Below are 21,660 nucleotides of genomic sequence, written 5' to 3'. Positions count from 1 at the left end.
AACAGGCGTAGTTGTCAGGGGTCGATTGTTGGGCTCAATGGCGGGCGGCGGATACGATTTCGCCGCCCGCCATCAGGCCAGTCGAGAACAAGCATCGACGAACGATCATGGATCCCGAATTCACGGCGGGGGTCGTTACGATCCTTTGCATGGCGGTGCTCGTCATGCTGTCACCACCCGTACGATCGATGCGTGCGCCGCCTCCACCCGCCGCGGCCCGCGAGCGCCACGCGGCCCCGCCTGCTCATTGCCCTGACCGCCGTCGTCGTTCTCACCGCCACCACCGCCGCGTCCTGCGGCGACGAAGGCCCCGACCTCGCGCTCGCCTCGGCCACTCGCAACCCGGTCACCGAGGTGATCGACGCTCCGGCCACGGTGACCGCTCGCGCCGCCGCCACCCTCACCGCTCCCGCCGACGGCACCCTGGCCAGCCTGCGCGTCCAGCCTGGACAGCGGGTGAAGCGCGGTCAGGTGCTGGCAGTGGTCGACTCACCGAACGCGCAACAGCGTCTCCGTCAGGCCAAGGAGGCGCTGACCGCCGCTAAGCGCGCCGGCCGGGGCGTCGGAGCCGGCAACCTGACCAGCAGCCGGCGCGGCACCGACAAGGCCGCCGACGAGGCGTTCGACGCGGCCCGGAAGGCCGCCGAGAAGATCGCCGACCCGCAACTGCGCGACGCGCTGCTCACCCAGGTGACGTCGGCGCAACGTCAGTACGCGTCCGCGGCGCGCAGCGCCGACCAGGCGGTCCGCGCGGTGCAGCGGGGGATCAACGGGTTGAGTTCCGCCGTCGGCGCGCTCTCGGCGGCGCAGCGGCTCCAGGCCCAGCAGGCGTACGACCTGGCGAAGGCGACAGTCGACGCGCTGACCCTGCGCGCCCCGATCGCCGGGGTGGTGCAGCCCGGTGGCACCCGAGCCAGCGGTGGAGCGAACGCTGGTCTGGCCGGGCTGTTGGAGCAGGCCGGTGGCGCCGGCCTCGACCCGTCCGTGCTGGCCCCCAGCCAGGGTGGGCCGCCCGCCGGGGTGGACGACGCCGTCGCGGTCGGCGGGCTGGTCACCGCCGGCGCGCCGGTGCTGACAGTGGTGGACACCGGACAGCTCGGACTGCTCGCCGAGGTCGACGAGACCGACGTACTCCTCGTCAAGGCGGGCGTGACCGCCACTGTCGAGCTGGACGCCGTCACCGGCGCCAGCTACGACGCCACAGTCCGCTCGGTCGACGTGCTTCCCACCAACTCCGCGCAGGGCGGGGTCACCTATCGGGTCCGCCTCGCGCTGGGCGCCGGAACGTTGGCCGAGGACGAGCTGGCCCCGACTCCCCGCCCCGGCATGAACGCGATCGTGCACCTGCGGGTACGCGAGGCCGTCGACGCGGTGACCGTCCCCGCGTCGGCGGTGTTCTCCGCCGACGGCCGGGACGCGGTCTGGGTGGTCCGTGACGGCAAGGCGGGCCGGGCTTCGGTGACGGTGGGCGTCCAGGGGTCCGACCTGGTGCAGATCCTCAACGGCGTGCAGCCGGGGGACCGGATCGTGGTGCGCGGCGCCGACCAGGTCCGCGACGGCCAGGAAGTCCAGTGAGCGAACCCGCCGTCGCGGATCCGCCGGAAGGGCAGCGCGTGCCGGCCATCGAGGCGGTGGACGTGTCCCGGACGTACCAGCTCGACGGGGTGTCGGTGGAGGCGCTGCGCGGGGTTTCGCTCACCGTGCAGGCGGGGGACTACGTGGCCCTGGTCGGCCCGTCCGGCTCGGGCAAGTCCACCCTCATGCACCTCCTCGGTGGGCTGGACCGGCCGACCGGTGGCCGCCTGGTCATCGGCGGGCGGGACGTCAATGCCCTCGCCCCACCGGAGATGGCGACCCTGCGCAACGAGACCATCGGCTTCGTCTTCCAGGCGTTCCACCTGCTGCCGCGTACCTCGGCTGTGGAGAACGTGGCGTTGCCCCTGGTCTACCGGGGGGTGTCGGCCCGGCAGCGGCGGGAGCGGGCGGCGGCGATGCTGGGCCGGGTCGGCCTCGGGCACCGGCTGGATCACCGGCCCAACCAGATGTCCGGCGGCGAGCAGCAGCGGGTGGCGATCGCCCGCGCGCTGGTCACCGAGCCGACGGTGCTGCTTGCCGACGAACCCACCGGCAACCTGGACAGCGTCACCGGCGCCGCAGTGCTGGAGCTGTTGGAACAACTGAACGCGGAGTCGGGGGTGGCGCTGGTGATGGTCACCCACGACCAGGAGGTGGCGGCCCGTGCTCACCGCCGAATCACCATGCGCGACGGGGTGGTCGTGGCGGACAGCGCAGTGAGCGCACACCCGCCGAACGCGGACAGCGCCGACCCGCGCTCCGTTCATGATCGACCGCCGTCCGTTGATCACGGTCGACCTGCGACACTGGTCCCCGCTCCCAGCGCGGAGCCCCGGTCCGCGTCCGGAAGCGGTCCGGGGCACCCGTCCGGTGGCTCCGGTGGCGCCGCCGGAGCCACCGGGCGCCTTCCGCGCGAGGTCGAGCGGCCCGAAAACGATCCGCGCGACGCCGCCCAGGGCGAGGCGCGCGACGCGGCTGCGGGTGAGCGCGAAGCCGACCGACCCGGGGGTACGGCGTGAGAGTCGCCGAGGCGTGGCGGGTGGCGCTGGACGCCCTACGGGCCAACCGGCTGCGCAGTGCGCTGACCATGCTCGGAGTGATCATCCGGGTGGCCTCGGTGGTGCTGCTGGTGGCCATCGGCACCGGCACCAAACAGAAGGTCGAGCAACAGGTCGAGGGCCTCGGCTCCAACCTGCTGCTGGTCGTCCCCGGCCGGATCGAGGTGGGCAACGCGCCTGTCGTCTCGCCGCTGACCCTCAAGGACGTGGACGCCGTCACCCGGGTGGTCGGCGACCCCGACCGGGTGGCCGTCACCGTCGCGTCCGGGGCGACAGCGCGGGCCGGCGCCCGCTCCGACTTCACCACCGTGCAGGGCGTCCTGGAGACGACCCCGGCGGTGTTCACCCGCTCGCTGGCGCGGGGACGCTATCTCACCGGCACCGACGTGGACACCAGCCGACGGGTGGCAGTGCTCGGTGACTCGGTCGCCCGTGCGCTCTTCCCCGACCGGGACCCGCTCGGCCAGCAGGTGGCATTGGCCGGGGTGCGGTTCCGGGTGATCGGGGTCTTCACGCCCCTCGGGCAGAGCCTCGGCGTCGACCGGGACGACGAGGTGCACGTGCCGGTGACCGCCGCGCAGCGACTCTGGGGCACCCAGCGGGTCGACGGCATCGCGGTGAAGGCGCCGGACCGGGAGCGGATCGACGAGCTGGGCGAACGGATCGTCGCCGAGCTGAACCGCCGCCACCCGGACACCGAGTTCAGCGCGGTCACCCAGCAGCAGATCCTCGGCGTCCTCGGTGACATCCTCGGTGTCCTCACCGGTGTGCTGGCGGCCATCGCCGGCATCTCCCTGCTCGTCGGCGGCGTCGGCGTCTCCAACATCATGCTGGTCAGCGTTCGGGAGCGGACCCGGGAGATCGGGCTGCGCAAGGCCGTCGGCGCACGTCCCCGCGACATCGGCGTGCAGTTCCTGCTGGAGGCGGTGCTGCTCACCACGATCGGCGGGCTCACCGGTATGGCGCTGGGAGTGGGGACCGCCCTGCTGGTCGACGCGCTGTCGCCAATCCCGGCGGCGATCACCTGGTGGTCGTTGGCGCTGGCCTTCGGGGTGTCGGCGGTGGTGGGCATCGTCTTCGGGGTGGTTCCCGCGCAGCGCGCCGGCCGTCTCGACCCGGTGGTCGCGTTGCGCACCGAATGACCAGCGCCGCAACAACCGGACGACAGGCGCGGACGGGTGGATACCGGGAGCACGGATCGGGTGAACCGGCCACCGAAGCATGATCAGTTGCAGGAAGGGATCGCGCCGGTCACAACCGCCCCGCTACCGTACTGGTAACACGCGCGTCGCCGGCCCGGCCCGGAGCATCCGTCGGGTTGGCACGCGCCGGGCATGGGATGGGTCGGTGAGCCATGGCCGGGTCACAGTCCGACGGACGGCTGTCGGAGGTCAAGTTCCTGACCGTCGCGGAAGTGGCGACGGTCATGCGGGTGTCAAAGATGACTGTCTATCGCCTGGTGCACAGCGGTGAACTCACCGCCGTCCGGGTCGGCCGGTCGTTCCGGGTGCCCGAGCATGCGGTGCACGAATATCTCCGGGGTGCCTTTCAGGAGACCGCCTGAGCCACCGCCCCGCCCTCCGATAGCCGGCTGACCGGCATCGGTGGGCGTAAGGAGTGAGCTCGCGGGCCTCGCGTCGCGAACCAGAGGTGGCCGTGACGGGGGCGCGTTGGTCCGGCTGACGCCCTCCGGCTACCCTGGAGCCCGACCGAGACCCCACCGGTGCGCCCCGCCGCCCAGACTGGTCCGGTCCGTTGTCCGCAAGCGGTCGCCGTCGCCACCTGCGTGGTGTCATCCGGTCCGCCCCGCACGTTGTATCGAAAGGCTGTCGTATGGGCTCGGTGGTCAAGAAGCGCCGTAAGCGCATGGCTAAGAAGAAGCACCGCAAGCTGCTGCGCAAGACCCGCGTCCAGCGTCGCCGTCTCGGCAAGTGATCGCCGCCGGGCTGTCGGCCCGGCGTTCGGCGTCACTTGCCAAACTGTCGACCTCCGGAGGCTCAGGTGATCAGGCCGTGGTCGTCCCGGCTCGGTCCATCCTGCCGGCGTAGGTGCGTCAGATGACCCCCGGTGGCACCTCAGGTGCTCCGGGGGTCGTCGTCGTCACCGGAGTGGGCCGTTACCTGGGCGCCCACGTGGCGGCCCGACTGGCCGCCGACCCGCGCATCGAACGGGTCATCGGGGTCGACGCACCGGACTCCGGCACCGAGTTCACCGACCTGCTGGACCGCGTCGAACGCATCCGCGTCGACAGCGGTTCCCTCGGTGGCCTCCTCGCCGACCTGGACGTCGACGCGGTGGTGCACCTCGCGCTGGTCACCTCACCCGACCCGCAGCACGGCGGCCGGTCCGCGATGAAGGACCAGAACGTCATCGGCAGCATGCAGATGCTCGCCGCCTGCCAGCGGGCACCCCGACTGCGCAAGCTCGTGGTCCGCTCGTCGACAGCCGCGTACGGGGTGTCGTTCCGGGATCCCGCGGTCTTCACCGAGGAGACCGAACCCCGCGAGGTGCCGCGCGGCGGTTTCGGCCGCGACATCCTCGACCTTGAGGGGTACGTGCGCGGCTTCCGCCGCCGCCGATCCGACGTCACCGCCACGGTGCTGCGCTTCGCCCCGTTCATCGGCTCGACCGCCGACACCACGTTGACCCGCTACTTCTCGCAGCCGTTCGTGCCGACCGTCTTCGGTCGTGACCCCCGCCTGCAGTTCCTGCACTTCGACGACGCGTTGGAGGTGCTGCACCGGTCGATCGTGGAGGACCATCCCGGCACGTACAACGTCGCCGGCCCCGGAGTGCTGTCGCTGTCCCAGGCGATCCGACGCGCCGGACGGGTAGCCGTTCCGGTGCTGGAGCCGGGTCTCTCCGGGGCCGCCGCGCTGGCCCGCACCATGGGCTTCGGCCGCTACGGCCTGGACCAGGTAGACCTTTTCGTGCACGGCCGGGTGGTCGACACCAGCCGGCTCGAGCAGGAGTACGGCTTCACGCCCCGGTCGACCGCCGAGGCGTTCGAGGACTTCATCCGCGCCCATCACGGTGGGGTGGTGGTCACCCGGGGTCAGTTGGCCGCGGCCGAGCAACTCGTCCTGGACGGCATCCGGCAGGTCCGCTCAGCGGTCCGGGAGCGGTCGTCATGAGCGCGAGGAGTGGGCCGGTCTTGCGAGCCCCGCAGTCGCGAACCGAGGCGGCGTCATGAGTGGGCCGGAGGAGGGGCGCGACCCGCAGTCGGTCGGGCGTTTCGACGTACCGCAGCAGGTGCCCGCGCCGGACGCGGAGCCGGCACGGCGCAACGGACATCGACCGGCCCCGCAGGCCGCGCAGACCCCGACCCCGACCGCACCGCAGGCCGCAAGCGCACCGTCGGCCTCGACCGCACCGCCGACCTCGGCCTCGACGCCGATGCCGGCCGACGAGGTCGACGCCGGGTTGCCAGGCGGCACCGAGCCGGCGGTGTCGGACCGGCCCGGGGACCACTGGGACCGCAAGGTCGCGAACGGGTTGGCGTTCCTGCGCCGACGGCTCTCCGGTGACTACGAGGTCGACGAGTTCGGCTTCGACTCGGAGTTGACCGACGCGGTCTTCCACCCGCTGCTGCGGCTGCTCTACCGGGACTGGTTCCGCACCGAGGTCAGTGGGGTGGAGCACGTCCCAGTGGACGGGCCCGCCCTGGTGGTCGGCAACCACTCCGGGACTGTGGCACTCGACGCCCTGATCCTCTCGGCGGCGCTGCACGACAAGCATCCCGCCCACCGCTACCTGCGGCTGCTCGGCGCCGACCTGGTCTTCCGGATGCCTGTGGTATCCGAGCTGGCCCGCAAGACCGGCGGCACCGTGGCCTGCAACCCGGACGCCGAGCGGCTGCTCGGCGGCGGCGATCTGGTGGGTGTGTTCCCCGAGGGCTTCAAGGGCATCGGCAAGCTCTACGCCGACCGGTACAAGCTGCAACGCTTCGGGCGGGGCGGTTTCGTCTCGGCGGCGCTGCGCACCGGCACCCCGATCGTGCCCGTCGCCATCGTCGGCGGCGAGGAGATCTACCCGATGCTCGCCGACATCAAGCCGCTGGCGCGGCTGCTGAAGCTGCCCTACTTCCCGGTCACGCCGACGTTCCCGCTGCTCGGCCCGCTGGGCATGGTGCCGCTACCCAGCAAGTGGCTGATCGAGTTCTGCCCGCCGATCCCCACCGCCCACCTGACCGACTCGGCGGACGACCCGCTGGTGGTCTTCAACCTCGCCGACCAGGTGCGGGAGACCATCCAGCAAACCCTGCACACGCTGCTGGAGCGGCGGCCCGACCCGTTCGGCCCCTAGGACGTCTCAGCGGACACGGCGTCTCAGCGGACACGGCGTCTCAGCGGACACGGCGTCTCAGCCGGCGCGGCGGCGGCGCTGCAGGGCCAGGCCGGCGGTCACCGCGCCAGCGACCAGCCCGGCTGCCGCTGTCGACGGTACGGCGATCTTGGCCGCTCGGCGGCCGGTGCGGAAGTCCCGCACCTCCCAGCCATGCTGGCGGGCCTGCCGCAGCAGGGCGCCGTCCGGGTTGACGGCCACCGCCCGGCCCACCGCGCAGAGCAGCGGCAGGTCGTTCGCCGAATCGCTGTAGGCCGCGCAGCGGGACAGGTCGAGCCCTTCCACGGCGGCGAGCTGGGTGACCGCCTCAGCCTTGGCCGGCCCGTGCATCAGGTCACCCACCAACCGCCCGGTGTACGCCCCGTCGAGCACCTCGGCCACAGTGCCGATGGCACCGGTGAGGCCGAGCCGGGCGGCGATCACCCGGCCGATCTCGACGGGGGCGGCGCTGACCAGCCAGACCCGCTGACCGGCGTCCAGGTGACGCTGGGCGAGCTGGTGGGTGCCGGCCCAGATCCGGGGGGCCATCATCTCGTCGAAGATCTCCTCGGCGAGGTGCTCGACCTCGTTGACCCGCCAGCCCTGGACGAAGGCCAGCGCCGCCTCCTTGGCCAGTGACATGTCACCGGCGTGCTCCCGGGCCAGCAGCCGGAAGCGGAGCTGTTGCCAGGCGAATCGGGCCAGGTCGGCGGTGGTCACGTAGTTGCGGGAGGCGAGACCACGCGCGAACCAGTAGATCGACGCGCCCTGCATCATCGTGTTGTCCACGTCGAAGAACGCCGCGGCGGTCGGGTCGGGTGCGCTGACCGGGGCCAGGTCGGTCTCCGCCCAGGCTGCGGTGTGCCCCTCGGCGTCGGTGCTGACCGTCACCTTACGGCTACGCGCCACGCGAATCCCTTCCTCACCGGTACGACGGATGCTCCCCAGCGAGGGTATCCGCCGTAGACGGGCGACCGGCCGGGCACACAGCGAACTGTGGCGCGGCCGGTCGGACGTGCGGTATGGGGACGCGGGTCAGCGGGCCCCGGGGCAGGTGTTCGGGTTCGGCCCGAGGGCGTCGCTGGCGGTCGGTGCCGGCAGGCCGCAGGCGATCGCCGCGCGCAGCTCGTCCGAGCGTTCCCGGATGCTCTCCAGCAACACCAGCGACCGCTGGGTCCGTTCCCGGTCGACCCGGGTGCTCCCGTCGAGCAGACCGCGTACGGCCCGGCGCTGGCTCGACACGAAGGTGTTGAGAGTGTCCAGACTGCCCGGCTCGGCCCGCTGCACAGCGGCCGAGGTCAGCAGGCGAACTCCCTGCCGGCTGTCGGCGTCCATGTCGTCGAGGACCGCGCTGTAGCCGATCCTGTCGCCGCGTAGCTTGGCGGCTTCGCCGACTCTGGTCCGGGCGAAGTCCAGGAAGAGTTGGCCCCGGCTGATGTCGGAGCTGGCCAGGGCGAGCTGTGCCCGTTCGGTGGAGCGCTTCATGCCGTACAGCGCGTCACCGGGCACCGCGTTCTCGCTGGCGGCGGAGATCCCGGAGACGGCGATGGCCCCGGCGGCGATGCCGACCAGGATCGCGCCCCGGGCTCGGGCCCGCCGTGCGGTGACCGCCGGCAGTAGCCGCCCGCGGGTGGTAGTGGCGGCCGGTTCGCTGACCGCCGCTGGTGTGCTGCCCAGCCCTTCCCGCTCGGCGGTTGCGAGCAGCATCGCCCGCAGGCCGGTACGGAAGTCCTGGTCCACCTCGACAGCCGGGGGGTCGACGCTGAGCCGCTGACCCACTGCGACGAGCGGCGCCAGTTGGCCGTCCACCCGGGATCGCACGTGGTGTCGTCGAGCGCCGTTGGCCTCGTCGAGAAGCTGCGCGAAGCGCTCCGCGCGCCGGCGGGAGAAGAGGGTGTTGTCCACCGCAGGCACCTCCTCTCGCTGGTCACGGCCGGTCGGCCGCCGTCGTTGCCAGCGACCGGGCGGCAGTGTGACACCACGGAGGTGAGGTGCCGCCGGCATGCCGGTCGGACCTCGGTGACCCGGGCCTGCCGGGACATCCACCGGTCGCACCCGGAGAAACGCGGCGGACCGTGCACGGGTTACGGGCCTGGCGGAGCCGAAATTACAGAAAGTGATGGTCATCACCGGGCGGGACCGACTCTGAGCTGCGCGGACGCTGATCGGCGTCCGTCGGTCCCGCCGTAACAAACTACGGCTGGAAGCCGTCGGGCAGCAGTCGGGCCAGGGCGCGGACGGCGCGGTACTGGAGGGCCTTGATGGCTCCCTCGTTCTTGCCCATCGCGCGGGCCGTCTCGGCGACCGAGAAGCCCTGGAGGAAGCGGAGCACTATGCACTCCTGCTGCTCCGGGTTGAGCTGCTTCACAGCGGTGAGGAGCGCGACGTTGGTGATGTGCTCCACCACCGCAGCCTCCGGGCTGCCCTCCGGGCCCCGGTCCTCCCGGTCGGCGTCGAGCACGTCGCCGGTGGTGACCTCCAGCCGGTACCGACCCGACTTGAAGTGGTCCGCGACCAGGTTGCGGGCGATCGTCACCAGCCAGGCGCCGAGGTCGCGGCCCTGCCAGGTGAAGCTGCCGATCCGCTTGAGCGCGCGCAGGAAGGTGTCCGAGGTGAGGTCCTCGGCGAGTTGCCGGTTGCCGACCCGGAAGTAGACGAACCGGAAGACGGTGTCCACGTAGCGGTCGTAGATCAGACCGAACGCCTCGGACTCGCCGGCCTGGGCCCGCTCGATCAGCGTCCAGACCTCGGTTGCCGGGTCGGACGGGTCCGGGCGGCTGGGGAAACCGGTCGGGGTGGTGGCGGTGGTGGCCGGCACCGCCGGGATCACCGCTGTCTCACCCGCCGCCGGATCGGTGGTGACCGCCGGTGTGTCGGCTACCCGACGACCCTGCACGGGCATTGTGGGTCGCGACGGTACGGCGACCCGGCCGCCGGCCGGCTTCGCGTTTGCACCGGGCACCGCGGGTCGTGGCGGTGGCTCGTTGTGGTGTGGCCGGCTGCGGATCCGCTGCGCCGCGCCGTCACCCCGCACGACGCCGCCGTGCTGTTCGTCCGATGGGGCACGGGCCGCTGGCCGCTCGTTCACATGGGAGCGGGCGGGTTGACCGGTCAGGCCGAGCGGGCGTTCCGCGTAACCGAAGGTGGTCACCGTGTTGCCCCCGTCCCGTCGGTCGCCGGGCGGGCCGGTCTAGGTCTCGTCGGGGCGGACCGACCGGTTGACCGGTCGGGCAGGACGGTCACGGGAGTTGCCGACGGGCGGCAATTCCCCTGGAGGTGCTGGTCCAATGCGCTCACAGGCACGGGGGCCTCCTCGGGCTGAGGGGTGTCGACTCACGGCAAATGGGGTGAGCCGACCCGAGTGATAATAGGGCCAACGTCACCCGCGCGTGGCAAGTCCGTTACACAAGGCGGAAGTATTTCCCGCTCCGTCGCACCGGTGCCGGACCGGTTGTCCGTCGTGTGCGATTGACTTTCCGCCGGTCGGGTGTTCCACCATGGATCCCCAGGTCGGAGCCTTACCGCCCGTTCGGCTGGCCCGCCGCGTCGCCCGGCCGGACGGGGCGGCCGAACTGCCCGTGGTCAGCGCCGCACGTCCCATCGACAGGACCTGATCGGATCGCCGGTGGCACACCGGACAGTCCCGTACATGGGACTGTCGCGGTGTCGTCTCCCGGCCGTGGCCCCGCCCATCGGGCGTGGCCCGTCGCCGTCCGCTGTGCCAGACTCGATCACCGTGCAGGACGCCTCGGAAAGCCCCGCGCCGAACCTCGCCGACCGGGTCCGCCGGGCGGCTCTCGACAGCGCCGACCGGCCCGCGCTGCACTGGCGTGAGCACACACTGAGCTGGTCCGAACTGGACGCCGCGGTGGACGCCGCCGCCCACGGCCTGTCCGCCGCCGCGCCTCCCACCGACCCCGCCGGTACGCCGCCACGCGTCGCCATCGCGCTGCCCAACACACCGGACTTCGTGATCGCCTGGCTCGGCGCCCTCCGCGCCGGGCTGGTCACAGTGCCCGTCAACCCCGGCCTCACCGCCCCGGAGCTACGGCACGTGCTGGCCGACTCCGGCGCGTCGGTGCTCATCGCCACCGACCACGTTCGAGGGCTGGTCGCCGACGTGGCCGCCGAGCTGCCCGCGCTCGCCTCGGTGTACGGCACGCCACCGACCGCCGAGGCGCCCGGACCGGCACCCCGCCCGCGACGCGGCGGCTTCGACCTGGCTGTACTGCTCTACACCTCCGGCACCGAGGGGCGACCCAAGGGGGCGATGCTGTCGCACCAGGCGCTGCTCGCCAACCACGAACAGGTCGCGGAGATCAAGCCGCCGGTGGTCGGGCCGACCGACACTGTTCTTCTGGCGTTGCCGCTGTTCCACGCGTACGGGCTCAACTCAGGGCTCGGTGCTTTCGTGCACCACGGCGCGACCGGCGTGCTAATTGACGAGCCGGGCCCGACGGCAGGGCTGGACGAGGTCGCGCGGCACCCGGTCAGCGTGCTGGTCGGCGTACCGTCGATGTTCCTGACCTGGGCCGGAGCGGCCACGGCCCGCGCGGCGACCGCGTCGGTGCGGGTGGCGGTGTGCGGCGCGGCACCGCTCGAACCCGCTGTCGCGGCGCGCTTCACGGAGGTCACCGGGCATCAGGTGCACATCGGGTACGGCCTCACCGAGACCGCGCCGGTGCTCACCTCCACCCTGGTCGGCGGCGTGGCCAAGCCGGGTTCGATCGGCCGGCCGCTGCCCGGGGTGCGGCTACGCCTGGTCGGCGCCGACGGGGCGGACCTGTGGCGCGACGGGCTGGCCGTCCCCGACGACGACCCGGACGAGCTGGACATCTCCGACGTGGCGCCGGGCACCGACCCGGGGCAGATCGTGGTGTCCGGCCCCAACCTCTTCACCGGTTACTGGCCCGACGGTCGGGGCGGCCCGGACGCCGACGGCTGGTGGGGCACCGGAGACATCGCCTACGCCGACGAGGACGGGGACCTCTTCCTGGTCGACCGGCTCGGCGAGTTGATCCTGGTCAACGGGTTCAACGTCTATCCGCACGAGGTCGAGCTGGTGCTCGCCGGGCACCCCGGGGTGGTCGAGTCGGCGGTACTGGGTGTGCCGCACCCGCGGACCGGCGAGACTGTGCGGGCGTACGTGGTGCCGGCGCAGGGCCGACCGGTGACCAGCGAGGAGTTGCTCGCCCACTGCGCACGGAACCTGGCCCGGTTCAAGTGCCCGACCGCTGTCGAGTTCGTCGACGCCCTGCCGCACTCGGCGATCGGCAAGGTACGCAAGACCCAACTCCGGTCGGCGACGCCGACCGACCGCACGGAGGTAACCGATGGCCAGTGACGCCCGACTCGCCCTGATCACCCGACCCGGCTGCCACCTGTGCGACGACGCCAAGGCGGCGCTCGACCGGGTGGTAGCGGTCACCGGCGACAAGTGGGTCGAGTGGGACGTCACCGGCGACGAGGGTCTGGAGCGGGAGTACGGGGACCGGCTGCCGGTGGTGATGCTCGACGGCAAGGAGCACGGCTACTGGCGGGTCGAGGAGGACCGGCTGCTGCGGGACCTGACCACGCCGCAGCTCTGACAGGTGCCTATGGTGCTCTGATGACCTCTGCGCACCCGCACCTCGTCTGGGACTGGAACGGCACCCTGCTCAACGACCTCAGCCTGGTGGTGTCCGCCACCAACGTCGTGTTCGCGAGCCTGGGTGGGCCGACGGTCACCTCGGACGAGCACCGGGTGCGGTTCCGCAGGCCGATCGCCGAGTATTACGCCGAGGTGCTCGGGCAGGCAGTGGACGACGACGAGTTCGGCCGACTGGACAAGATCTTCCACGACGCGTACCGCACCGGGCTGACCACCTGCGAGCTGGCCGCCGACGCGCGCGACGCGATGGCTGCCTGGCAGGGCAGCCAGAGCCTGCTGTCCATGTGGTTCCACGAGGAACTGGTCCCGACAGTGCACACGTACGGGTTGACCGGCCACTTCACCCGCGTCGACGGGCTGCGGGCCACTGTCGGCGGCGGCTACAAGGCCGAGTCGCTCCAGGTGCACCTGGCCGAACTGGGCGTGGACGGCGCCTCGGTGGTGCTGATCGGTGACTCCATCGACGACGCGGACGCGGCGCTCGCTGTGGGTGGCCGTGCCGTCCTCTACACCGGCGGGTTCACCGACCCGGCCCGGCTGCGCGCCTCCGGTCACCCGGTGGCCGACACCCTCACCGACGCGGTGGCACTGGCCCGGGAGGTCAGTTCCGCAAATAGGTGAGGACGGCCAGCACCCGCCGGTGCTGTTCGGTGTCCGGTGGCAGGGTGAGCTTGGTGAAGATGTTGCGCACGTGCTTCTCCACGGCGCCGTCACTGACCACCAGGGCGCGCGCGATGGCGGTGTTCGAACGTCCCTCGGCCATCAGGGCGAGCACCTCACGCTCGCGGGGGGTCAGCTCGCGCAGCGGGTCGTCGCGGCGACGTCGGGCGAAGAGCTGACCCACCACCTCCGGGTCGAGCACAGTGCCGCCGCCCGCCACCCGCCGCAGCGCGTCCAGGAACTCGTCGATCGCTGCCACCCGGTCCTTGAGCAGGTAGCCGATCCCACCGCCGGCGCCGCCGGTGGTGGCGAGCAGATCATCGGCGTACGACACCTCGACGTACTGGGAGAGCACCAGGATCGGGGTACGCGGCACCAGCCGGCGGGCCTCCACCGCAGCCCGCAGCCCCTCGTCGGTGTGCGACGGCGGCATCCGGACGTCGACGATCGACACGTCGGGCCGGTGCTCGACCACTGCCTCGACCAAGGCGTCACCGTCCCCGACGGCGGCCACCACCTGGTGCCCGCTCTCGGTCAGCAGTCGGACCAGCCCCTCCCGGAGCAGGACGGCGTCGTCCGCGATCACGATGCGCATTGCTGTGTTGTCTACCACGTCCTGCCCGTGGTGGGGGTGCGGCGCGGGACTGATCACAGCATCTCCGTTGGTCGCGGCTGCGGGGCTCGCAAACCCGGCTCACTCCTCGCGCTCACAGGGGAAGCTCGGCGCGGATCTCGGTGGGACCGCCGGTCGGGCTGACCACCACCAGTTCGCCACCGGCGGCCCGGACCCGGTCGGCGATGCCGGCCAGCCCGTGCCCCTTGGCCAGGTGCGCGCCGCCCTGTCCGTCGTCGCCCACCCGCACCTTCAGATGGGCGCCCTTACGGGCCACGGCCACCGTGGCCTCGGTGGCCCGGCTGTGCTTGGCGACGTTTGTCAGCGCCTCGGACACCACGAAGTACGCGGTGTTCTCCACCGCCGGGTCGAGCCGCCCGGCCGGGGTGCCGAGCTGCGGGTCCACCTGAAGCTCGATCGGAATCAGCCCGCGGCCGGCGATCGCGGCCAGAGCGCTGGGCAGGCCCCTGTCGACCAGGATCGGCGGCGCGATGCCCCGGGACAGCGCCCGCAGCTCGGCCAGCGTGTCCCGGGTCTGGGTGACCGCCTCGTCGATGGTGCGACCGGCCGCCTCCGGGTCCGAGGCGAGCTGCATCCGGGCCCGGCTGAGATCCATCGCCAGCCGGACCAGGCGCTGCTGGGGGCCGTCGTGGATGTCACGTTCCAGCCGGCGTAGCGCGGAGGCCTCGGCGGAAACGGCCGCCCGCTTCTGCTCCTCCAGCACTGTGATCCGGTCGCGCATCTCGGCCACCCCGGTCAGCATCGCCTTGGCGAAGCTGGCCTGGAGCAGCGCGCAACCCCGCACCACGATCGGCAGGGTGATCAGGAAGAACACCCCGAGCGCGGTGTAGAGGCCGATCCGGGCGGTGGTCGAGTCGCCGAGGCCGAGCAGCTGCGCCAGATCCTGATCCCCCTCGCCGTCGGCCCGGGGCAGGGCCCAGTCGTACGCCCAGTAGAGCGAGCCGGCGATCGCCGCGGCCCACCAGGACAGCGTCACCACGAAGGTGCCCGCCGCCGCGATCAGCCGCAGGATGCCGTGCGCCAGGTCGAGCCAGGACTGGGCGTCCCGCATCGGCACGAAGATCCGCCGCCAGGCGTTCGCGCCCGCCTCGGGCAGCCGGTAGTGCGGCCGGATCCGGGGCTGGTGGAGCACGGCGGGCAGCCGCAGCCGCTCGACGTCGGCCAGCCCACGGGCGGTGTAGAGGGTGCCGCTGAGGATCGGCAGGCCGATCACGGTGACCACCAGGCCGATGCCGACCGCGAGGCCGACGACGAGGACGACGAAGCTGGCCAGCGCCAGGGGCAGGCCGAGCAGCACGTACCCGGAGTCGACGAAGAGCTGGCGGGGGATGCTCGGTGCCAGCGTCGGTCGGTCGCTGGTGGCGGCAACGGCGGTCATGCTCAAAGGCTAGGCATCTGGGCTCGGTGTCCCCATCCCGAAACCCCGCCTCTCCTCCGTAGTGCTGCCCCTACCCCACCCCCCACCCCCGCACCCCGCCCCCCGCCGCCGCCCCGATCCCGTCGATCTTGCAGTTGCTGTTGGGGATTTGCCCGGGTACGGGGGAAAGGCGGGGACAGCAAGTGCAAGATCGCGGGACCTGGCGGTGGCGCACGCAGGGCCGGCGCGGGATTGGTCAGAGAAGTCGGGATTGAGCAATAATCGCCCGGGCGGCGAGCGGACCAGGCCGTTCAATCGATCTTGTGGAATGGAGGGGCTGGTGAGGTCGCGCCACGCAGCGACAAGATCGCGATTTGTGCACGTCTTCACAAGCGCCTACGCTGTGACTCCGACGCGCCCTGCTAGCACAGCCGGCAACCTCGGTCGCCAGCGGGAGTCCACAAACGGCCGACCAGCGGAGTTGGCCGAGGATCGCACCGCACGGAGTCTCATGAGTCAGCACCGTCACCCAGGCGCGCCCGGCCGCGCCGGTGCCGTACCGGCGCTCCCGGATCTGCCCGAGGCGACCGTCGCTCGGCTCCCGGAGTACCTGCGCGCGCTGCACAACCTCGCCGACGCCGGGCACGAGACGGTCTCCAGCGAGGGTCTCTCCGCAGCCGCCGGGGTCAACTCCGCCAAGCTCCGCAAGGACCTCTCCCACCTCGGCTCGTACGGCACCCGGGGCGTCGGTTACGACGTCGCTCTGCTGATCGAGCAGATCGAGTATGTGCTCGGGCTCACCCAACGTCGGGCGGTCGCGCTGGTCGGCGTGGGTAATCTCGGTCACGCTCTGGCCGGCTACGACGGCTTCGCCAGCCGAGGCTTCCGGATCGCCGCACTGCTCGACGCCGATCCCTCCCGGGTCGGTGAGGAGATCAACGGCCTGGTAGTCCGGCATGTTGACGACCTGCCGACGGTCGCCGCGGAGGAATCCCTCGCGATCGGCGTGATCGCCACCCCGGCCGCCGCCGCCCAGCAGGTCGCCGACCAACTGGTCGCCGTCGGCGTGACGAGCATCCTCAACTTCGCGCCGTGCGTACTCTCGGTTCCGGAGGGGGTCGACGTGCGCAAGGTCGACCTCGCCATCGAGCTGCAGATTCTGTCCTTCCACGAGCACCGCAAGGCGTCGCTGACCGCGCTGCCCGCCACCGGCGGGACCGCTCTCACCGCCCTGCCGGGCGGGTTCGCGGCCACCGACACCCAGGAGGCGATAGGCACGTGAAACTGCTCGTCGTCGGCGCGTCCTACCGGACCGCCCCGGTCGCCACGCTGGAGCAGCTGGCAGTGCCCCCCGCCGACCTGACCCGCACACTGGACCGCCTGGTCGCCCAGCCGTACGTGGCCGAGGCGGTGATCGTCTCCACCTGCAACCGGGTGGAGGTCTACGCCGCCGTGTCCGGTTTCCACGGTGGGCTCGGCGACGTCTGCGCCGTCCTGGCCGAGCAGGCCGGCAGCTCGCCGACCGCGCTCGCCAGCCACCTGTACGTGCACTACGACACCGCGGCCGTCGACCACGTCTTCCGGGTCGCCACCGGTCTGGACTCGATGGTGGTGGGCGAGGCGCAGATCCTCGGCCAACTGCGTGACGCGTACCACTGGGCCACCGGCGCCGACTCGGCCGGCCGGCTGCTGCACGAGCTGATGCAGCAGGCGTTGCGGGTCGGCAAGCGGGCCCACGCCGAGACCGGCATCGACCGGGCCGGCCAGAGCGTCGTCACCGCCGCCCTGGAACTGGCCGCCGGGCACCTCGACGGCGACCTCGTCGGCCACCCGGCCCTGGTGGTCGGCGCCGGTGCGATGGGTTCGCTCGGGGTGGCCACGCTGTCCCGGCTGGGCGCCGGGCCGCTCACCGTCAGCAACCGGGGCGCCGACCGGGCCGTCCGGCTCGCCGAGTCGTACGGGGCGAGCGCCGCGCCGATGACCGAGCTGGCCGACACCCTCTCCACAGTGGACATCGTAGTGGCCGCCACCGCGTCCACCGAACCGGTCCTCACCCGGTCGGTGGTCACCGCAGCGCTGGCCGAACGCGACCCGTCCCGGGGCCCGCTGGTCCTGCTCGACCTGGCCGTTCCGCGCGACGTCGAGGAGGGCGTCGCCGAGCTGCCCGGCGTCGAGGTGATCGACATCGACCGGATGGCGACGCTGCTCGCCGACGGTCCGGCGGCTGCCGACGCCGCTGCCGTCGAACGCATCGTCCTCAGCGAGGTGGAGGGCTTCCTCACCTGGCTGCGCGGTGCCGACGTGGCACCCACAGTGGCAGCGCTGCGCGGCCGGGCCGACGACGTGGTCACCGCCGAGCTGCGCCGACTGGCCCAGCGCCGTCCCGACCTCGGCGACGACCTGCGGGCCGAGGTGGCCCGCACTGTGCACCGGGTCGTGCAGCGGCTGCTGCACCAGCCCACCGTCAAGGTCCGCCAGTTGGCCGCGGAGCCCGGCGGCGACCAGTACGCGGCACTGCTGCGCGAGCTGTTCGACCTCGAGGTGCCGCAGACCTCGCCGGTGGACACCGTCCCGGACGTGCTGACCCCCGACCTCGGCATGGCGCTCCCCGGCACCGACCCGGTGTCCGGAGCCGACGCCGCCGAGCCCACCCCACCCACCGGAGGTGCGCGATGACCGCCCCCCTGCGCCTCGGCACCCGGGGCAGCGCCCTGGCGATGGCCCAGTCCGGCCAGGTCGCCGAGGCGGTGACCGCCGCCACCGGGCGCCCCGTCGAGCTGGTCGAGGTCGTCACCGCAGGCGACCGCTCCAACGCGCCGGTGCACCGGCTGGGCGTCGGGGTCTTCGTCTCCGCCCTGCGCGACGCGCTGACCGCCGGCACGATCGACTTCGCGGTGCACTCGTACAAGGATCTGCCCACGGCCGCCGCCGGTGGGCTGCACATCGCGGCGGTGCCGGCCCGGCAGGACCCGCGCGACGCGTTGGTGGCCCGCGACGGCCGAACGCTCGCCGAGTTGCCGCCCGGGGCCACAGTGGGCACCGGCGCGCTGCGCCGGATCGCCCAGTTGCACGCCCTCGGCCTGCAACTGGAGGTCACCCCGATCCGCGGCAACGTCGACACCCGCCTGGCGCGGGTGCTCGGCCCCGAGGCCGACCTCGACGCCGTCGTCCTGGCCCGGGCCGGTCTGGCCCGACTCGGCCGGCTGGACGTGATCACCGAGTCGCTGGACCCGATGCTCATGCTGCCCGCTCCCGCTCAGGGCGCGTTGGCCGTGGAGTGCCGGGTCGACGAACAGGACCTGGTCGAGCTGCTCGCCGTGCTCGACCACGCACCGTCGCGTGCCGCGGTCACCGCGGAACGTGCGTTTCTGGCAACCCTGGAGGCCGGGTGCAGCGCACCCGTCGCCGCCTATGCCGAGCTCGCCGAAGGCGAGACCGGCGATGAGATCTACCTGCGCGGGGCGGTGATCAGCCCGGACGGTACTCGTGACCTCCGGCTGTCCCGCACCGGAACGCCCGCCGACGCGGCGGAGATCGGTAAGGCACTCGCCGCCGAACTCCTCGAGCTCGGCGCCGACTCGATCCTCGGCCACGAAGGACACACCGGCCCGGGGACCCAGCAATTTGGGAGCACAGAATGACCCGCACCCGTAAGCCCGTCGGCCGTATCGCGTTCGTCGGGGCTGGCCCCGGTGACCCGGGCCTGCTGACCCGTCGGGCCCACGACGCCCTGGTCGACGCCGACCAGGTGATCTACGACCGGGGAGTCCCGGAGTCGTTGCTCACCGTCGTTCGCGCCGAGGCCAGGGACGATGCCGAGTTCACCCCGGCCGAGGGCGCGCCGGGGGACGTGGCGAAGGTGCTGATCTCCGCGGCCCGCTCCGGGCTGAACGCGGTGCACCTGGTCGCCGGCGACCCGTTCGGGCACGACTCGGTGGTCAAGGAGGTGCAGGCGGTGGCCCGCACCGCCGCCCACTTCGAGGTGGTGCCCGGCGTCGGCCAGGCCGAGGGCGTGGCCACCTACGCCGGGGTCCCGCTGCCGGGTGTGCGTACGGCAGCCGACGTCGAGGACGTCAGCGCGCTGGACTTCGAGGCGCTGGCCACGGCCGTCGGCCGGGGTTCGCTCGCGCTCGCCGTGGACGCCGGTGACCTCGCCGCCGTCCGGGACGGGCTGCTCGCCGCCGGGGTCGACGGCACCACCGGCGTCGGGGTGACCGGCGACGGCACCGGCGAGACCCAGTACACGACCACGTCGACAGTGGACAGCTTCGTGGCCGCCGCGCTCGGTTTCACCGGCCGGGTGGTGCTCACCGTCGGTGTCGGCGTGGGGCAGCGCGACAAGCTGAGCTGGTGGGAGAACCGCCCGCTGTACGGCTGGAAGGTGCTCGTACCCCGGACCAAGGAGCAGGCCGGCGCGATGAGCGCCCGGCTGCGCGCGTACGGGGCGATCCCGTGCGAGGTGCCGACCATCGCGGTCGAGCCGCCGCGCACCCCGGCGCAGATGGAGCGGGCTGTCAAGGGTCTGGTCGACGGCCGGTACGCCTGGGTGATCTTCACCTCGGTGAACGCGGTCCGCGCGGTCTGGGAGAAGTTCGCCGAGCACGGTCTCGACGCCCGGCACTTCGGCGGCGTCAAGATCGCCTGCATCGGCGAGGCGACCGCGGACGCAGTCCGCGCGTTCGGCATCCAGCCGGAGCTGATCCCCACCGGGGAGCAGTCCTCGGAGGGCCTGCTGGCCGAGTTCTCGCCGCACGACGAGATCCTCGACCCAGTGGGCCGGGTGCTGCTGCCGCGCGCCGACATCGCCACCGAGACCCTCGCCGCCGGGCTCACCGAGCGCGGCTGGGAGGTCGACGACGTGACCGCGTACCGGACGGTGCGGGCCGCTCCGCCGCCCGCCGAGATCCGCGACGCGATCAAGTCGGGCGGGTTCGACGCGGTGCTCTTCACCTCATCTTCGACCGTGCGCAACCTGGTCGGCATCGCCGGGAAGCCGCACGCCCGGACCGTTGTTGCGGTAATTGGGCCCAAGACGGCGGAGACCGCGACGGAGTTCGGCCTGCGCGTCGACGTCCAGCCGCCGCACGCCTCGGTGCCCGACCTGGTGGAGGCGCTCGCCGCCTACGCCGTCGAGCTGCGGGAGAAGCTGGCCGCCATGCCGGCCAAGCAGCGCCGTGGCTCGAAGGTGCAGGGCCCGACCGCTCTGCGCTTCCGGTAGTCGTTCGAGGAGGCCTGCCATGTCGTACCCCGAGATCCGGCCCCGCCGGCTGCGCCGCAACCCGGCGGTCCGCCGGCTGGTGTCCGAGACCCGGGTCGACCCGGCCGAGCTGGTCGTGCCGATGTTCGTCAAGGAGGGGCTGACCGAGCCCCGGGCCATCGGGTCGCTCCCGGGGGTGCTCCAGCACTCCCGGGACTCGCTGCGCAAGGCGGCGGCCGAGGCGGTCCAGGCCGGTGTCGGTGGGATCATGCTCTTCGGCGTGCCGGAAAAGCGGGACCCGACCGGCTCCGGCGGCATCGATCCGAACGGCATCCTCAACGTCGCCATCCGTGACGTGGTGGCCGAGGTGGGCGACGCCACTGTGGTGATGAGCGACCTGTGCCTCGACGAGTTCACCTCGCACGGGCACTGCGGGCTGCTCACCCCCGACGGTGAGGTCGACAACGACTCGACCCTGGGCGCGTACGCCGAGATGGCGGTGGCCCAGGCCGCCGCCGGGGTCGGCATGGTCGGGCCGTCCGGGATGATGGACGGCCAGGTCGGCGTGGTACGCCGGGCCCTCGACGCCGCCGGCTACCAGGACGTCTCCGTGTTGGCGTACGCGGTGAAGTACGCCTCCGCCTTCTACGGCCCGTTCCGGGAGGCGGTGGAGTCGGCGCTGGAGGGCGACCGGCGCACCTATCAGCAGGACCCGGCGAATCTGCGTGAGTCGCTGCGCGAGGTCGCGTTGGACGTGGCCGAGGGCGCGGACCTGGTGATGGTCAAGCCGGCGCTGCCCTACCTCGACGTGGTGTCGGCGGTGCGGGCCGCGGTGGACGTTCCGGTCGCCGCCTACCAGGTCTCCGGGGAGTACGCGATGGTCGAGGCGGCCGCCGCGAACGGCTGGATCGACCGCGAACGGGTGATGCTGGAGACGCTCACCTCGATCAAGCGGGCCGGCGCGCAGGTCATCCTCACCTACTGGGCCGTCGAGGCCGCCGGCCTGCTCCGCCAGCGCTACTGAGCGGCCCCGCCTACGAGCGCGTCGGCTGAGCGCGCACCCCTCGTCACGTGCGCCCGGCGAAGCGGGCACCGCACGTGGCCGTGACGGCTGGGCTCCCTGCCGCGTCTGGGGGACTCCTGCCCTAGATGCCGTCTCGGCTGGTTGATCCGTGGCCTAGACGCCGTCTCGGCTCGCCGATCCCC

General features: G+C 72.4%; 20 protein-coding genes. 15 read left to right on the top strand and 5 right to left on the bottom strand.

Annotation, left to right across the window (positions count from 1 at the left end):
- The first annotated feature begins 192 nt into the window (after positions 1-192).
- The 7 genes from OHB44_RS31285 to OHB44_RS31255 all read left to right on the top strand — a co-directional run bounded on the left by OHB44_RS31285 (position 193) and on the right by OHB44_RS31255 (position 6,938).
- A complete protein-coding gene (locus OHB44_RS31285; protein ID WP_238684529.1) occupies positions 193-1,575 on the top strand; it encodes an efflux RND transporter periplasmic adaptor subunit in 1,383 nt (460 codons plus the stop codon).
- Positions 1,576-1,613: 38 nt separating this feature from the next.
- Positions 1,614-2,594, top strand: a complete 981-nt coding sequence (locus OHB44_RS31280) for an ATP-binding cassette domain-containing protein (protein ID WP_442932716.1) — start codon at positions 1,614-1,616, stop codon at positions 2,592-2,594.
- On the top strand, positions 2,591-3,775 hold the full coding sequence (locus OHB44_RS31275) for an ABC transporter permease (RefSeq protein ID WP_330439052.1): 1,185 nt from the start codon (positions 2,591-2,593) through the stop codon (positions 3,773-3,775). The genes OHB44_RS31280 and OHB44_RS31275 overlap by 4 nt, the downstream gene beginning before the upstream one ends.
- A gap of 212 nt (positions 3,776-3,987) precedes the next feature.
- Positions 3,988-4,197 (top strand): helix-turn-helix domain-containing protein, encoded by a 210-nt coding sequence (locus OHB44_RS31270; RefSeq protein ID WP_007465625.1) that lies wholly within the window; start codon positions 3,988-3,990, stop codon positions 4,195-4,197.
- 269 nt (positions 4,198-4,466) lie between these two features.
- The gene (locus tag OHB44_RS31265) at positions 4,467-4,568 is read left to right on the top strand and encodes a 30S ribosomal protein bS22 (RefSeq protein WP_007465623.1); all 102 of its coding nucleotides are present in this window, start codon (positions 4,467-4,469) and stop codon (positions 4,566-4,568) included.
- 122 nt (positions 4,569-4,690) lie between these two features.
- Positions 4,691-5,767: an NAD-dependent epimerase/dehydratase family protein gene (locus tag OHB44_RS31260; RefSeq protein ID WP_091402730.1), complete on the top strand. Its 1,077-nt coding sequence runs from the start codon at positions 4,691-4,693 to the stop codon at positions 5,765-5,767.
- Positions 5,768-6,029: 262 nt separating this feature from the next.
- Positions 6,030-6,938 (top strand): lysophospholipid acyltransferase family protein, encoded by a 909-nt coding sequence (locus tag OHB44_RS31255; RefSeq protein ID WP_238684595.1) that lies wholly within the window; start codon positions 6,030-6,032, stop codon positions 6,936-6,938.
- A 57-nt stretch (positions 6,939-6,995) separates the two neighbouring features.
- Here the strand turns inward: OHB44_RS31255 and OHB44_RS31250 are convergent, their stop codons facing one another.
- From OHB44_RS31250 to OHB44_RS31240, 3 genes are all read right to left on the bottom strand, one after another.
- Positions 6,996-7,865 carry an HAD family hydrolase gene (locus OHB44_RS31250; RefSeq protein WP_238684531.1) on the bottom strand — a complete coding sequence of 290 codons (870 nt, stop codon included), beginning with the start codon at positions 7,863-7,865 and terminating at the stop codon, positions 6,996-6,998.
- 126 nt (positions 7,866-7,991) lie between these two features.
- Complete coding sequence (locus OHB44_RS31245) at positions 7,992-8,861, bottom strand: DUF5667 domain-containing protein (protein ID WP_238684532.1); 870 nt, start codon at positions 8,859-8,861, stop codon at positions 7,992-7,994.
- A gap of 289 nt (positions 8,862-9,150) precedes the next feature.
- Entirely contained in the window at positions 9,151-10,107 is a 957-nt protein-coding gene (locus OHB44_RS31240) for an ECF subfamily RNA polymerase sigma factor, BldN family (RefSeq protein WP_330439020.1), read from the bottom strand.
- A gap of 585 nt (positions 10,108-10,692) precedes the next feature.
- Here OHB44_RS31240 and OHB44_RS31235 point away from each other — a divergent pair.
- Genes OHB44_RS31235 through OHB44_RS31225 form a run of 3 tightly spaced genes read left to right on the top strand, consistent with a single transcriptional unit; the run spans position 10,693 to position 13,227 of the window.
- The gene (locus OHB44_RS31235; RefSeq protein ID WP_330439019.1) at positions 10,693-12,300 is read left to right on the top strand and encodes an AMP-binding protein; all 1,608 of its coding nucleotides are present in this window, start codon (positions 10,693-10,695) and stop codon (positions 12,298-12,300) included.
- The gene (locus tag OHB44_RS31230; RefSeq protein ID WP_030490173.1) at positions 12,290-12,544 is read left to right on the top strand and encodes a glutaredoxin family protein; all 255 of its coding nucleotides are present in this window, start codon (positions 12,290-12,292) and stop codon (positions 12,542-12,544) included. The genes OHB44_RS31235 and OHB44_RS31230 overlap by 11 nt, the downstream gene beginning before the upstream one ends.
- A 20-nt stretch (positions 12,545-12,564) precedes the next feature.
- Positions 12,565-13,227 carry an HAD family hydrolase gene (locus OHB44_RS31225; RefSeq protein ID WP_330439018.1) on the top strand — a complete coding sequence of 221 codons (663 nt, stop codon included), beginning with the start codon at positions 12,565-12,567 and terminating at the stop codon, positions 13,225-13,227.
- Here the strand turns inward: OHB44_RS31225 and OHB44_RS31220 are convergent.
- Positions 13,208-13,861: a response regulator transcription factor gene (locus OHB44_RS31220; protein ID WP_030329744.1), complete on the bottom strand. Its 654-nt coding sequence runs from the start codon at positions 13,859-13,861 to the stop codon at positions 13,208-13,210. The two genes, OHB44_RS31225 and OHB44_RS31220, sit on opposite strands and share 20 nt — an antisense overlap.
- Before the next feature lie 112 nt (positions 13,862-13,973).
- On the bottom strand, positions 13,974-15,278 hold the full coding sequence (locus OHB44_RS31215) for a sensor histidine kinase (protein WP_238684536.1): 1,305 nt from the start codon (positions 15,276-15,278) through the stop codon (positions 13,974-13,976).
- Between the two features lie 490 nt (positions 15,279-15,768).
- Between OHB44_RS31215 and OHB44_RS31210 the strand changes: the two genes are divergently transcribed.
- From OHB44_RS31210 to hemB, 5 genes are read left to right on the top strand one after another with little or no spacing between them, the layout of a single operon-like run.
- Entirely contained in the window at positions 15,769-16,539 is a 771-nt protein-coding gene (locus tag OHB44_RS31210; RefSeq protein ID WP_091402715.1) for a redox-sensing transcriptional repressor Rex, read from the top strand.
- Positions 16,536-17,933: a glutamyl-tRNA reductase gene (locus tag OHB44_RS31205; RefSeq protein ID WP_330439017.1), complete on the top strand. Its 1,398-nt coding sequence runs from the start codon at positions 16,536-16,538 to the stop codon at positions 17,931-17,933. Before OHB44_RS31210 ends, OHB44_RS31205 begins: the two co-directional genes overlap by 4 nt.
- The gene (gene hemC, locus OHB44_RS31200) at positions 17,930-18,898 is read left to right on the top strand and encodes a hydroxymethylbilane synthase (protein ID WP_238684538.1); all 969 of its coding nucleotides are present in this window, start codon (positions 17,930-17,932) and stop codon (positions 18,896-18,898) included. The genes OHB44_RS31205 and hemC overlap by 4 nt, the downstream gene beginning before the upstream one ends.
- Positions 18,895-20,475 (top strand): uroporphyrinogen-III synthase, encoded by a 1,581-nt coding sequence (locus OHB44_RS31195; RefSeq protein ID WP_238684539.1) that lies wholly within the window; start codon positions 18,895-18,897, stop codon positions 20,473-20,475. The genes hemC and OHB44_RS31195 overlap by 4 nt, the downstream gene beginning before the upstream one ends.
- Before the next feature lie 19 nt (positions 20,476-20,494).
- The gene (gene hemB / locus OHB44_RS31190) at positions 20,495-21,478 is read left to right on the top strand and encodes a porphobilinogen synthase (RefSeq protein ID WP_238684540.1); all 984 of its coding nucleotides are present in this window, start codon (positions 20,495-20,497) and stop codon (positions 21,476-21,478) included.
- The last annotated feature ends 182 nt before the right edge of the window (positions 21,479-21,660 follow it).

This window comes from Micromonospora sp. NBC_00821 (genome assembly GCF_036347035.1).
GTDB lineage: Bacteria > Actinomycetota > Actinomycetes > Mycobacteriales > Micromonosporaceae > Micromonospora > Micromonospora hortensis.
The sequence above is the reverse complement of the archived record's forward strand: the minus strand, read 5'-3'. Positions and strand labels throughout refer to the sequence as shown.

Excerpts from the sequence above, each read along its gene's own strand:
- OHB44_RS31220 (WP_030329744.1), bottom strand. The coding sequence starts at position 13,861 with ATGCGCATCGTGATCGCGGACGACGCCGTCCTGCTCCGGGAGGGGCTG.
- OHB44_RS31215 (WP_238684536.1), bottom strand. The coding sequence starts at position 15,278 with ATGACCGCCGTTGCCGCCACCAGCGACCGACCGACGCTGGCACCGAGC.
- hemB (WP_238684540.1), top strand. The coding sequence starts at position 20,495 with ATGTCGTACCCCGAGATCCGGCCCCGCCGGCTGCGCCGCAACCCGGCG.
- OHB44_RS31255 (WP_238684595.1), top strand. The coding sequence starts at position 6,030 with ATGCCGGCCGACGAGGTCGACGCCGGGTTGCCAGGCGGCACCGAGCCG.
- OHB44_RS31230 (WP_030490173.1), top strand. The coding sequence starts at position 12,290 with ATGGCCAGTGACGCCCGACTCGCCCTGATCACCCGACCCGGCTGCCAC.
- hemC (WP_238684538.1), top strand. The coding sequence starts at position 17,930 with ATGACCGCCCCCCTGCGCCTCGGCACCCGGGGCAGCGCCCTGGCGATG.
- OHB44_RS31195 (WP_238684539.1), top strand. The coding sequence starts at position 18,895 with ATGACCCGCACCCGTAAGCCCGTCGGCCGTATCGCGTTCGTCGGGGCT.
- OHB44_RS31260 (WP_091402730.1), top strand. The coding sequence starts at position 4,691 with ATGACCCCCGGTGGCACCTCAGGTGCTCCGGGGGTCGTCGTCGTCACC.
- OHB44_RS31225 (WP_330439018.1), top strand. The coding sequence starts at position 12,565 with ATGACCTCTGCGCACCCGCACCTCGTCTGGGACTGGAACGGCACCCTG.
- OHB44_RS31210 (WP_091402715.1), top strand. The coding sequence starts at position 15,769 with ATGAGTCAGCACCGTCACCCAGGCGCGCCCGGCCGCGCCGGTGCCGTA.
- OHB44_RS31265 (WP_007465623.1), top strand. The coding sequence starts at position 4,467 with ATGGGCTCGGTGGTCAAGAAGCGCCGTAAGCGCATGGCTAAGAAGAAG.
- OHB44_RS31270 (WP_007465625.1), top strand. The coding sequence starts at position 3,988 with ATGGCCGGGTCACAGTCCGACGGACGGCTGTCGGAGGTCAAGTTCCTG.